This is a genomic window from Amycolatopsis sp. NPDC054798, assembly GCF_053611505.1.
In genome coordinates, this window is record NZ_JBSHAM010000162.1 from 1 (window position 1) to 12,075 (window position 12,075).

Below are 12,075 nucleotides of genomic sequence, written 5' to 3' on the forward strand. Positions count from 1 at the left end.
CTGATTCCCTCAAGGTGGCCCTCACGGACATCTATGTCACGCCACCCGCCGCAAGCCCGGGCGATGCTCAGTGCCCCCGCAGGGGAGCTGCGCGCGACGGCTACTGAGAAAACCCCAATGTGGCATTGGGTGCGTGGGACGCACCGAACGCCACATTGGGTGCATCGCGGCAGGGCCCGGGGGCAAGGGATGGGCCCTGAAGGGCCCCTTGAGGGAATCTGAGTCTGTGCGGGTTCCCCTCACCGACTCGCCGAAATCAGGTGCCCGGCGGGCGGTCCCGGACTACGCAGGTTAAGCGTGCGGTGCAGGTGCGGCGGCCTTCGTCGTCGGTCAGCACGATTTCCGAGGTGATGGTTCCGCGGCCGACGTGCAGCGGGGTCGCGACGCCGGTGACAGTGCCGGAGCGGACCGCGCGGTGGTGGGTGCAGGACAGTTCCAGGCCCATGGCGGCGCGCTCGGGGCCAGCGTTGAGTGCGGCGAGCACCGAGCCGAGTGCTTCGGCGACGGTGGCGTTCGCTCCGCCGTGGAGGAGCCCGTAGGGCTGGAGGTTGCCTTCGACGGGGATCGTGCCGACGACCCGCTCGGGGGTCAGCTCGATCAGCTTCAGCCCGATCTTGTCGTTCAGCTGCTGGTCCGCGACCGCGGGGTCCATGCCCGCGAACTGGTCCGGCGTGATTTCCGCCGTCTGCTCGGTCACTCTCTGCTCCTCAACCTATGCGACACGCAAGAGTGTCAGACCCTCACCCTAGACTCGCCCCCGTGAGCCCGAGTGAGAACCAAACCGTTGCCAAGACCACAGGCGCCGCCGGTGCGCAGGAACGCCCCCGGCTGCTGCTGATCGACGGCCATTCGATGGCCTATCGCGCCTTCTTCGCCCTGCCCGCGGAGAATTTCCGCACGAAGACCGGGCAGGTCACCAACGCGGTCTTCGGCTTCACCTCGATGCTCATCAATCTTCTGCGCGACGAGAAGCCGACGCACCTCGCGGTCGCCTTCGACCTGTCGCGCAAGACCTTCCGGTCGGAGACGTACGCCGACTACAAGGCCAACCGCAGCGCGACGCCGGACGAGTTCCGCGGCCAGGTCGACCTGGTGAAGGAGGTGCTGGAGGTCCTCGGCATCCCCTCGCTCACGAAGGAGAACTACGAGGCCGACGACGTCATCGCCACGCTCACCACCCAGGCGGGCGAGGACTACGACGTCCTCATCTGTACCGGCGACCGCGACGCGTTGCAGCTGGTCAACGATCGGGTGACCGTGTTGTACCCGAAACGGGGGGTCTCCGACCTCGTGCGGTTCACGCCGGACGCGGTGGAGGAGAAATACGGCCTCACCCCGGCCCAGTACCCGGACTTCGCGGCGCTGCGCGGCGACCCGTCGGACAACCTGCCCGGCATCCCCGGCGTGGGGGAGAAGACCGCGGCGAAGTGGATCCGGCAGTTCGGCTCGCTGGCCGACCTGATCGACCGGGTCGACGAGGTCAAGGGCAAGGTCGGGGCCGCGCTGCGCGAGCATCTGTCGTCGGTCCAGCTCAACCGGCAGCTCACCGAGCTGGTCCGGGACGTGCCGCTGGAGTCGGTGCCGGACCAGCTGGAGCTGCGCCCGTGGAACCGCGAGGAGGTGCACCGGCTCTTCGACGAGCTGGAGTTCCGCGTGCTGCGCGACCGGCTTTTCGACACCCTGAGCAGCGCCGAACCGGAGGCCGACGAGGGCTTCGAGGTGTCCGGCTCCGCGCTCGCGCCGGGCGCGCTCGGCGCCTGGCTCGAAGCGCACGCCGGCGGGGCCGAACCGGTCGCGCTGTCGTTCCGGGCCACCGGGGCGTCGGTCCGTTCCGACCTCAAGGCGGTCGCCTTCGCGACGGCCGACGGCGAGGGCGCCTACGTCGACGTCACCGCGATGGACGAGGCGGACGACCGGGCGCTGGCGGCGTGGCTGGCGGACCCGAAGATCCGCAAGATCGGCCACGACCTGAAGGTGCCGCTGCACGCGGTGCGCGCCCGCGGCTGGACGTTCGCCGGGCTGAGCATGGACACCGCACTCGCGGCGTACCTCGCGCGGCCGGGGCAGCGCACGTTCGGGCTGGACGACCTGGCCCTGCGCTATCTGCACCGCGAGCTGCGTTCGGAAGCCGGCGACGGCGACGGTCAGCTGTCGCTGCTCGACGGCGGCGCGGACGAGCTGGAGCAGAAGGAGATCTCCGCCGAGCTGGTGAAGGCGCGCGCGATCTTCGAGCTGGCCGGCGCGCTCACCACCGAGCTGGGGGAGCTGGGCGGCGCGAAACTGCTGGCCGAGCTGGAACTGCCGCTGCTGGAAGTGATCACCGAACTGGAGGCCGCGGGCATCGCGGTCGACGTCGACCAGCTCACCGAGCTGGAGGCGCATTACCTCAGCCGCGTCACGCAGGCCGCGGAATCCGCGTACGAGGTGATCGGCAAGCAGATCAACCTCGGTTCGCCGAAGCAGCTGCAGGTGGTGCTGTTCGACGAGCTGGGCATGCCGAAGACCAAGCGCACCAAGACCGGCTACACCACCGACGCGGACGCGCTGCAGTCGCTGTTCGAGAAGACCGAGCACCCGTTCCTGCAGCACCTGCTGGAACACCGCGACGCGACGCGGCTGCGCACCACGGTCGAGGGCCTGATCAAATCGGTCGCCGACGACGGGCGCATCCACACCACGCTGCAGCAGACGATCGCGGCCACCGGACGGCTGTCGTCGATCGAGCCGAACCTGCAGAACATCCCGGTGCGCACCGAGGAAGGCAGGCGCATCCGCGACGCGTTCGTGGTCGGCGACGGCTACGCCGAGCTGATGACCGCGGACTACAGCCAGATCGAAATGCGGATCATGGCGCACCTGTCGAAGGACGAGGGCCTCATCGAAGCCTTCAACAGCGGCGAGGACCTGCACACGTTCGTCGCGTCGCGCGCGTTTTCCGTGCCCGCCGCGGAAATCACGCCGGAACAGCGCTACCGCGTCAAGGCGATGTCGTACGGGCTGGCGTACGGCTTGTCGGCGTACGGACTGTCGCAGCAGCTGAAGATCTCGACGGAAGACGCGAAAGAGCAGATGGAGGCGTACTTCTCGCGGTTCGGCGGGGTGCGCGACTACCTGCAGTCGGTCGTCGGCGAGGCGGCGAAAAGCGGTTACACCGAAACGATCTTCGGCCGCCGCCGCTATCTGCCGGATTTGAACAGCGACAACCGCCAGCGCCGCGAAATGGCCGAGCGGATGGCGCTGAACGCCCCGATCCAGGGCAGCGCGGCGGACATCATCAAGGTGGCGATGCTGAACGTGCACCGCGCCCTCGCCGAAGCGGGCGCGCGCAGCCGGGTGCTGCTGCAGGTCCACGACGAACTGGTGCTGGAAATCGCCGACGGCGAGCGCGCGGACGTCGAGAAACTGGTCCGCGAGGGCATGGGCTCGGCGGCGGAACTGGCGGTGCCGCTGGAGGTTTCGGTCGGCTACGGGCGGTCGTGGAACGAGGCCGCGCACTGAGCTGACCCGTGCCCGGGGCCGGTCTCCGGTCCCGGGCACAAAAGCGGAGCGGGGAAGCGCGGCGGGCTCGCGGGACCGGGCATCGTGTCCGTGGGGGCGAACGCGGCGCAGGCGACGACATCCGCCAGACGGTCACGATTCCGCGGCACAGACGGGAAACCGGCAACAGGTCCGAGCGCTCGAGTGCGAGCCGACGACAGGACTGCGAACGGATCGCCGACGCGTCCGAGCACAAACACCGTTTCAGCCAACGGAATCAGCAGTGAACTCGGCCGCTCGGGCACGAATCAGCCGCCCGGACAAGCCCCGCCCACCTGTCCCGGGAAACTCGAAAACCTCTGCACGCTCCGGTAATCGCTCCGCCGCCGTCGTCCCCGCCGCCACCGCCATCGGGGGCTTTCCCTGTCCAGCCGCCAACACGGAGCGAACCCGGGAAACCCGTGTCACCCACGAGAAGTGCCGCGACGCCGCTGAACGGGTGAGGTTGCTGCTCCAGCGTGGGCCACTTTCCGCGAACGCCGCCCGGCCCGCCGTGAGCCCGGCGTAGGGTCCACCCGTGGGGTACCAGGCCGAGCGTCGACGCTGGCGGGTTCGCCTGCGCGACCGCGACGGCGGGATCCGCGGGGCAGGCACGATGCTCGACGAGGACCACGTGCTCACCTGCGCGCACGTCGTCGAGCGGGCAGGCGGGCCGGACGCGGACGTCCTGGTCGATTTCGTCGGGCTGCCCGGCACTCCGGTCGGCACCGGCCGCGTCGTGCCGGGTGCGTGGGTGCCGCCGGGGCGGGACGAGCGCGGCGACATCGCGGTGCTGCGGCTGGACGGACGGGTGCCGGGAGCGCTGGGCGCGCCGCTGTACCGGATGCCGTTGTCGGACGGGCAGGCAGTGCGCGCTTACGGGTTTCCGCCGGGCGCGGACGAAGGCCTGTGGACGTTCGGCGAACTCGCCGGCGAAGGCGGGCCTGGCTGCGAATGGGTGCAGCTCGGCCGGAAGACCGACGACCAGCCGATCACCGGCGGGTTCAGCGGCACGGCGGTGCTCGACGAGGAGACCGGCCGCGTGGTCGGCATGGTCGTGTCCCGGTACAAAGCCGAGGGCGAGCGGGTCGCGTGGATGATCCCGGTCGAGACGATTCTCGGCTATCTCGGCGCGGACCGGTGGGGGCGGGGGAGTCCTGCGGTCGACCAGAGTTTCGGCCGCGAACTGGACCGGGTCGCGTACGACCCGCAGTTCGCGCGCGAAGTCGTGGGCTGGTTCGGCGAGGGGCACGGCGTGTGGGTCGTCGTCACCGGCGAGGCCGGGTCCGCGAAGGCCGCCGCGCTCGATCTCGCGGTGGTGCTTGCCGACCGCGAGCGTTCGGCCGCGGCGAACGCACTGCGAGACACCCTGGCCAAGGAAACCCTGCCGCCGGCGGGAAGCGTCGACCTCGCGGTGGACGCTGCGGGCAAGACCTCCGCTCAGGTGCGGCAGCGGCTCGCGGAGCGGCTCGACCTCACCTTGGACAACGGCGTGACGCATTCCGGGATCGGCCGGACCGTCGTGGTGAACGCGATCGACGACGCGGCCGAGCCGGAACGGCTGATCGGCGAGGTGATCGTGCCGCTGGCGGACCGCGCCGCGCGGCTGGGGATGCGGCTGGCGCTCGGCTTTCGCCGGGAGTCGTCGCCGGGGCTGACGGAGTTGCGGTCGCGCCGCAACGGAGCCCGGCCGGAGGGGCTGGCGCGCCGGATTTCCGCGCTGGACAAGCAAATCGACGAACTCGCCGGTCTGGAGGAGCACATCGCCGAACTGGCCCCGCGGTTCGCGGTGGACGACATTCCGCCGCCGCGAGTGCGCCGCCGCCGGGGCGCGGTGAGCCGGTTGCAGGAGGCCGCTGATCTCGGGGACGTCGCGTGGGCGGAGCGGCACGTCGAAGAGGTCGCCAGTGTGGTGGCTGCCGATCTGGCCGCGGCGAAAACCGCACGGGACCGGCTCGACGCCGCGCGCGACCGCCGCACCGAATTGCGGTTTCGCCTCGACGGTTACGGAGAGCGTGCCCGCGCCGCCGGCCGGGTCGAGGATCCGCTGCTGGATTCGTTGTACGCCAACGCTTGGCAGTTGCTGTACGAGGGCGCGTGCGATCCGGAGGCAGCGGCGGCGGCCGTCGAAGAGTTCGGCGCCGCGGTGCGCGAGGGGAATCGATGACCGCCTGCGCGCGCCCGAACTGTTCCGGCACGATCAGCCGTGCCGGGTTCTGTGCGAAATGCGGCTGGGCGCCGGGATCCGAACCGAAGAAGCTCGCACCGAAAGCCGACGCGACGCTCGTCATCCCCGCTCCGGGCGCGAGCCGGATCGCCGACACCGTCGTCACGCGAGAGCAGCAGACCGCCGGACACGGCACCGGCGACGACTACATCCCGCTCCCGGTGGTCGTCCTGCCGGACATCGCCGGCCGGGTCCTCGCCGATCCGCACGTCGCCGAGGACGAACGGTACTGCGGCAAACGCGGCTGCGGCGCGCCGGTCGGCCGCTCGGCCGGCGGACGGCCCGCCCGCACCGAAGGCTTCTGCCCCCAGTGCGGAACGCCGTTTTCGTTCTCTCCCAAGCTGTTTCCCGACGACGTGGTGGACGGCCGCTACCAGGTGCACGGCTGCATCGCCCGCGGCGGGCTCGGCTACGTCTACCTCGGCACCGATCTGCGGCTGAAGCAGTACGTGGCGCTGAAGGGCCTGCTCAACACCGGCGACGAGGCCGCGGTGCGGATCGCTGAGACCGAGAGCCAGGTGCTGACCTCGCTCGACCACCCGAACATCGTCCGGATCCACGACGTGGCCACGCATCCGGATCCGCACGGCGGCCCGGACGCGCGCTACATCGTCATGGAGTTCGTCGACGGCCTCCCGCTCGCGGAGGTGATGCGGCGCGGCCGCGCCATGCTGGACGGGCCCGAGGGCAGGCTGCTCGTCGAGCACGTCGTGGCCTATGGCCGGGAGATCCTCACCGCGCTCGGCTACCTGCACGAGCAGGGGCTGCTGTACTGCGATCTGAGCCCGCAGAACGTGATCCACGGCGAGAAGCGGGTCAAGCTGATCGATTTCGGCGCGATCCGCAAGATCGGCGACCAGACCAGCCCGGTCGTCGGCAACCCGCGGTTCCAGATCAGCGCGACGGAACTGGACGAGCACGGGCTCACCGTCCGCTCGGACATCCACACCGTCGGCGCGACGCTGCGAGATCTGTTCCGCTGCAGCGACGGCTGGCCGCATCCGGCCGACAAGCGGATCGCGCTCGGTGTCGAGTCGTTCACGCAGGTGCTAGACCGGGCGACCGGGCCGTACGAGCACCGGTTCGCCACCACCGGCGAAATGCTCGTGCAGCTCGACGGCGTGCTGCACGAGATCCTTTCGCTGCGCGATCGCCAATCGCGGCCGTCGATCTCCACCCTGTTCACTGAGGCGGCAGTGCTGCTGGACGCCGGGCTCGGCCAGCCCCGGCCGGTCGGCGAATGGGTACGCCGTGCCCGGCGCACCGCTGGCCCCCTCGGCGCGCTGCCCGAACCGTTCGACATCGCACTCGGATTGCCGGTGCCGCACGAGGATCCGCAGGACCCTGCGGTCGCCTTCCTACGCACCGTCCGCGCGCCGGATCCCGCGCGGCTGCTGAAAAAACTCGAACGCGCGGACTCGACCGTCGAGGTGGAGCTGCGTCGCTGCCGGGCCTGGCTCGAACTGTCCGAAGCGGACCCGCGGGGAACGCAGCAGGCGGGCGAACGAGTGGACGCCGCTGGGAAACTGCTCGGCGCCCGGGCCAAGCACGACTGGCGGATCGCCTGGCATCGCGGGCTGGTCGCGCTCGCCACCGGTGCGGTGGAGAGCGCGCAGGCCTGGTTCGAGCGAGTGCACCGCGACATCCCGGGCGAGGAGACGCCGAAGCTCGCGCTCGGCCTGTGCGCGGAGCACTGCGGCGGGCCGAAGCAGGCGGCGCGCTACTACGACGCGCTGTGGGTGCGGGACCACCTGCAGGTCAACGCCGTTTTCGGGCTCGCTCGCGGGCATCTGCAGCTGGACGAGCGCACGGCGGCGGTCGAATTGCTGGACCAGGTCCCGGAGTACTCGCGGCATGACGAGGCGGCCCGGATCGCGGGGATCCGCGTGCGCGCGGGAATCTTGCCCGCGGGGGACGCGCTGCCCAGTCTTGAGGATCTGACCGAGGCGATAGACCGGCTGTCCGCGCTGGAAGTGGACCGCGACACCGCGGACCGGCTCACCGCTGAGGTCCGCGAGAGCGCGCTGCGGTGTTTTCTGGCCGGGATGCGCGGGATGCCGCCCGGCCCGGTGCTCGGCGAGCGTCTCGACGAGCACGGGCTGCGGCTGCTGGTGGAGCAGTCGTACCGGCGGATCGCGCGCCGGGCCGGTTCGGCGGAGTACCACGACGCCCTGGTCGACCGGGCGAACGAGACGAGGCCGACGACCTGGGTGTAGGCGGCGAAAGGGCGAGGGATGAGCACGGGTTGGGACGTCGAGGTCCATCAGAACCGGTACCTCGGCGAAGGCGACACCGCGATGCAGGCTGTGGTCACCGTTTCGGCGCGCGCCGACGGCACCGCGTCCCGGCCGCCCGGTGCGGAAGTGCTCCTGGTCGACTGCTCGACGTCGATGCGCTACCCGCCGACGAAGATCGCCGCCGCTCGCCGTGCGGCAGCCGCGGCGATCAGGGCCTTGCCGGACGGCGTCAGCTTCGCCGTGGTCCGCGGCACCGAACACGCAGACCTGGCGTACCCGGCCGAACCTGGTCTCGCGGTCGCCTCGGACGACACCCGGGCGGCGGCGATCGCCGCGGTGGAGCGGTTCGTCGCGGTCGGCGGCACGGCGATGGGCACCTGGCTGGAGCGCGCGCGGAAACTGTTCGCTTCGGTGCCGGACGCGGTGCGGCACGCGATTCTGCTGACCGACGGGAACAACCAGTCGCAGACCGCGGAGTCGCTGCGCCGCGCCCTCGACGCCTGCGAAGGCCAATTCGTCTGCGACGCACGGGGAATCGGCGACGGCTGGCAGCGGGCCGAACTGGTCGAGATCGGCCGGGTGCTGCGCGGTTCCGTCGATTCGGTCGTGCGGGACGAGGACCTGGTCGACGATTTCCGCGCGCTGATGGCCGCGGCGCTCGCCAAGGTGATCCCGTCAGCACGGCTGCGGATCGGCGTCACCGAGCAGACCACGCTGCGGTTCGTGAAGCAGGTCTGGCCGAGCGAATACGACCTGACCTCGCGCTGTGTCCGCGACGGCGACGGAAACTCCGTCCTCTCGCTCGGTTCGTGGAGTGCGGGCGAGACCAGGGAATTCCAGCTCGCAGTGGAGGTTTCGGCGGATGTTCCGCCGGAGTACGGCTGCGACCGGATGCTCGCGTGGGTCGAGGTCGACGGCACCGAGGACGCGGCAGTGCCGGTGCTGGCGCACTGGACCCGCGACCCGGTCGCGCCGACGTTGGTCGACGCGAAGGTGCGGCGCTACACCATGCACGCGGAGCTGAGCGAGGCGCTGGTGAACGCCGACGAGGCGTACGCCGCGGGCGATCACGCGCGAGCGGCGCGGGAATGGGGCCAGGCCGTCGAAATCGCCGCGCGGACCGGCAACAAGGAAGTGCTGCGGCGGCTCGCCCGGGTGGTCGAGACGGACGGCGGCGACGTGCGGCTGCGTCCCGAGGTCACCCGCAGCGAACTGCTCAACCTGCTGGTCTCCACGGTCTCGAACGTCGGGGACGAACCCCGCGACGCCCGTCCCGCGCCGCCCCCGGACGCCGAACCGGTGGTCTGTCCCCAGTGCGAGAACCCCAATCCGGCCGGCGCGCGATTCTGCGAGGAGTGCGGGGAGCGGCTGGCCGGGGGTGCCGCGTGACGCTGCGGACGCGGCAGGCTCTCGTGCGGATCCGGGCAGTGCTGCTCGCCGGGACCGTGCTCGCACTGGTCACGTCGCACCTGGCGGTCAGCGGCGTCGTCCGGACCGCCGACCAGGTCTCGTCCGCGACCAGCCGGGCGATCCTCGAGGTCGCGGCCGCGCGGGACGCACTCGTGTCCGCCGACGCCGCGGCCATCGCCAGTTTCGCGTCGGGGGAAGCGAAACTGGCCGGTCCGGGGCAGGAGTACGAGAACCGGATGGCGTCGGCGAGCCAGAGTCTCGCCCGGGTCGCGGAGTTCAACCAGGCGGGCGACCCCGGCACCGGAACCCTGCAGACCGTCGAAGGCTTGGTGGCGTCGTACTCCGGCGCGATGGGCCAGGCCGACGCGCATTTCCGGCAGCCGGGCGCGGAACTCGTCGGACTGGCCGACCTCTGGTACGCCTCGCGGCTGCTGCACGGCCCCGACAACGTGCTGGAATTGCTGGGAAAACTGCAAAAAGACGAACGCGCCGCCCTCGACGGCCAGATCTCCGGCGCCAGGATGAGCGCCGGTCCGCTCGTGCTCTGGCTGCTGCCGCCGGTCGTGCTGCTCGCCCTGCTGGTCGCCGCGCAAGTGTTCCTGCGCCAGCGATTCCGCCGCCGGTTGAACCTGCCACTGCTCGGCGCGACCGTCCTGGGACTCGGCGTGGTCGCCGGTCTGCTGACAGCCTTCGCCCTCGCCGGACGGCTGGACACGGTGCGCGGCAACGTGGACGAAGCGGTCGCCGTCCGAGAGAAAAACATCGAGGCCGCCGACGCGGGCGGCCACGCCCGCCTGGCCGCCCTCCTGCAACAGCGCTGCGGCCCGCCCGGCTGCGGGTCCACTGTGGACGACTTCCGCCGCCAGGCGCAGGCCGTCTCGACCGCCGCGCCCGCCCAGGACGCCATCACCTCAGCCGCCCGCGCCGTCACGTCCGCCGGGGCCTCGGCCACCGAATCCGGCGGCCTGCCAGTACTGGTCCCCGCCGCGCTGATCCTCGTCGGCGGGCTCGTGGTCGCCGGGCTGTACCGGCGGATCGACGAATACCGGTACCGCCCGTGAAGACTCCACTGTGGAAGAAACTGCTCCTTCTCGCCGCAGCCGCGCTGGTGGCGTCCTCGTCGGCGTGCGGGGTCGCCGCGGACAGCAACACCCTCCAGGTGATCGGCGTATGGACCGAAAGCGAGGAGGCGGCGTTCAACCAGGTGAAGGAACGCTTCAAGGAAAAGACCGGCATCGAAGTCCACTACCAGGGCACGCGCGCCGTGGAACAGGTCCTCGCCGCCGACGTCCAGCAGGGCGCCGCCCCCGACATCGCCGTGCTCTCCAGCCCCGGCGCGCTCGCCGACTACGCCCGCCGCCAGGAGATCAAACCGCTGGACTTCCTCGAACAGAAGGCAGAATCCTTCTACGGCAGGCAATGGGTCGACCTGCAACGCCTAGGCACCGGCAAGCTCTACTCCGTCGCGGTGAAAGCCGACCTCAAAAGCGCCGTCTGGTACCGCCCGTCAACCCTGCCCGGCCCGAAACCCGCCACCTGGCAACAACTAGTCGCTCTCTCCGCCGCCCAGAACACCCCCTGGTGCCTCGGTCTGGCCGCACCTCCCACCTCAGGCTGGCCAGGCACCGACTGGATCGAAGACATCCTGCTGCACTCCGCCGGCCCCGAGGTCTACCGCCAATGGGCCGCAGGCACCCTCCCGTGGACGTCGCCCCCGGTCCGCCAAGCTTTACAAGACTGGGGCACCCTGACCGTCCGCCCCGGCGGCATCCAGGGCGGCGCCCCAGCCGCCCTGCTCACCGACTTCCGCGACGCCGCCCGCCCCCTCTTCGCCGACCCGCCCGGCTGCCGGATGGAACACCAGGGCTCGTTCGCGATGGGCAGCTACCAGACCATGCACCTGCACAACGAGACCGGACCCCACCCGCGCCCCGGAACCGACTACGACTTCTTCCCGTTCCCCGGCTCCGGCGCTTCGGAGGTTTCAGCAGACCTGGCCGCGATGTTCGCCGACACCCCGAAAGCCCGGCAGTTCCTGGACTTCCTGGTCTCGCCCGAAGCACAGCAAATCTGGGCAGGCAACCCGAACGCGACCGCGTTCTCCGCCGGAACCGCAGTAGCCAAGGACGTCTACCGCGACCCCGTAAGACGCAAAGTCGCCGACACCATCACCTCGGGAAAACCCGTCTGCTTCGACGCCTCCGACCTGATGCCCAAAACCATGACCGGCGCCTTCTACCGCGCGATCCTGGAATACACCGCCGACCCAGGCCAACTCGACACCCTGCTAACCCGCCTTGAAGACACCCGCAAGGCAATCCCGAGAAGCGAATGGCTGAACGTCCCTTGTGGACAGTGACCAGCCTCCTCCGACTCCCGTGAGGACCCCTTCACAGCCCACCCCGCCGCCCCGCCCCGGTGCGCCCCAATGCGGCATTGGGTGCATGCGACGCACCCAATGTGGCGTTCGTTGCGTCTGACGCACCCAATGCCACATTGGGGCGCTAGCCCCGCCCCCCACTCAAACCGCCGCCCGCACACCCAACCCCGGCCACGCACCCAAACCCGCGCGCCCACCCGCCACCACCACACCCAAAACACCCAGGCAGCCAGCCCCCGCCCTGCACCCCGATACGAAGCCTTCTCTGCGGTTCGGGGGTGGTTGTCAAGGCATCTTTCCCGCCT

The 12,075-nt window shown here is 70.6% G+C and carries 7 protein-coding genes; 6 read left to right on the forward strand and 1 reads right to left on the reverse strand.

Annotated elements, in window-relative coordinates:
- Positions 1–256: 256 nt before the first annotated feature.
- Positions 257–652, reverse strand: coding sequence for a PaaI family thioesterase (locus ACWGIC_RS43090; RefSeq protein ID WP_452081733.1), 396 nt, complete (start codon positions 650–652; stop codon positions 257–259).
- 107 nt (positions 653–759) lie between these two features.
- Between ACWGIC_RS43090 and polA the strand changes: the two genes are divergently transcribed.
- The 6 genes from polA (at position 760) to ACWGIC_RS43120 (ending at position 11,749) form a co-directional block, all read left to right on the forward strand.
- Entirely contained in the window at positions 760–3,498 is a 2,739-nt protein-coding gene (gene polA, locus ACWGIC_RS43095; protein ID WP_452081727.1) for a DNA polymerase I, read from the forward strand.
- A 556-nt stretch (positions 3,499–4,054) separates the two neighbouring features.
- On the forward strand, positions 4,055–5,683 hold the full coding sequence (locus tag ACWGIC_RS43100) for a S1 family peptidase (RefSeq protein WP_452081728.1): 1,629 nt from the start codon (positions 4,055–4,057) through the stop codon (positions 5,681–5,683).
- Positions 5,680–7,959, forward strand: a complete 2,280-nt coding sequence (locus tag ACWGIC_RS43105) for a tetratricopeptide repeat protein (protein ID WP_452081729.1) — start codon at positions 5,680–5,682, stop codon at positions 7,957–7,959. Before ACWGIC_RS43100 ends, ACWGIC_RS43105 begins: the two co-directional genes overlap by 4 nt.
- An 18-nt stretch (positions 7,960–7,977) precedes the next feature.
- Positions 7,978–9,369, forward strand: coding sequence for a VWA domain-containing protein (locus ACWGIC_RS43110; protein ID WP_452081730.1), 1,392 nt, complete (start codon positions 7,978–7,980; stop codon positions 9,367–9,369).
- Positions 9,366–10,451 carry a hypothetical protein gene (locus ACWGIC_RS43115; protein WP_452081731.1) on the forward strand — a complete coding sequence of 362 codons (1,086 nt, stop codon included), beginning with the start codon at positions 9,366–9,368 and terminating at the stop codon, positions 10,449–10,451. Before ACWGIC_RS43110 ends, ACWGIC_RS43115 begins: the two co-directional genes overlap by 4 nt.
- A complete protein-coding gene (locus ACWGIC_RS43120) occupies positions 10,448–11,749 on the forward strand; it encodes an ABC transporter substrate-binding protein (RefSeq protein WP_452081732.1) in 1,302 nt (433 codons plus the stop codon). Before ACWGIC_RS43115 ends, ACWGIC_RS43120 begins: the two co-directional genes overlap by 4 nt.
- Positions 11,750–12,075 lie beyond the last annotated feature (326 nt).

Bases quoted from the DNA above. Each gene is read 5' to 3' on its own strand.
- ACWGIC_RS43090 (WP_452081733.1), bottom strand. From the start codon at position 652: ATGGACCCCGCGGTCGCGGACCAGCAGCTGAACGACAAGATCGGGCTG.
- ACWGIC_RS43105 (WP_452081729.1), top strand. From the start codon at position 5,680: ATGACCGCCTGCGCGCGCCCGAACTGTTCCGGCACGATCAGCCGTGCC.
- ACWGIC_RS43110 (WP_452081730.1), top strand. From the start codon at position 7,978: ATGAGCACGGGTTGGGACGTCGAGGTCCATCAGAACCGGTACCTCGGC.